We start from the raw sequence: 710 nt of genomic DNA on the forward strand, positions 1-710 counted from the left end.
TCTTTGGACAGAATATACACTTCAGATTCGAACTTGGTGTGCGGCTTGATGGTGCCCGGCTTCGCCAGTACCTGACCACGTTCGATTTCTTCACGTTTGATACCACGCAGCAGAACACCTACGTTCTCACCCGCACGGCCTTCGTCCAGCAGTTTGCGGAACATTTCAACGCCAGTACAGGTAGACTTCGCAGTCTCTTTGATACCAACGATTTCAACTTCTTCGCCCACTTTGATGATACCGCGCTCTACACGACCGGTAACAACGGTACCACGACCGGAGATGGAGAATACGTCTTCGATCGGCAGCAGGAACGGCTTGTCAATCGCACGCTCTGGTTCCGGAATGTAAGAATCCAGGAAGCCAGCCAGTTCGATGATTTTCGCTTCCCACTCTGCGTCGCCTTCCAGCGCTTTCAGAGCTGAACCACGAACGATCGGCGTGTCGTCGCCCGGGAAATCGTACTGAGACAGCAGTTCACGAACTTCCATCTCTACCAGTTCCAGCAGCTCTTCGTCATCAACCATGTCGCATTTGTTCAGGAACACGATGATGTACGGAACGCCTACCTGACGACCCAGCAGGATGTGCTCACGGGTCTGCGGCATCGGGCCGTCAGTCGCGGCAACAACCAGGATCGCGCCGTCCATCTGCGCAGCACCGGTGATCATGTTTTTAACATAGTCGGCGTGGCCCGGGCAGTCTACGTG

At 54.6% G+C, this 710-nt stretch carries 1 protein-coding gene; it reads right to left on the reverse strand.

Annotated elements, in window-relative coordinates:
• Positions 1 to 710 (reverse strand): elongation factor Tu (locus CSE01S_RS21905; protein WP_072015051.1); only part of this gene is annotated, 710 nt, incomplete at both ends.

This window comes from Citrobacter sedlakii NBRC 105722, assembly GCF_000759835.1.
Taxonomy (GTDB): domain Bacteria; phylum Pseudomonadota; class Gammaproteobacteria; order Enterobacterales; family Enterobacteriaceae; genus Citrobacter_A; species Citrobacter_A sedlakii.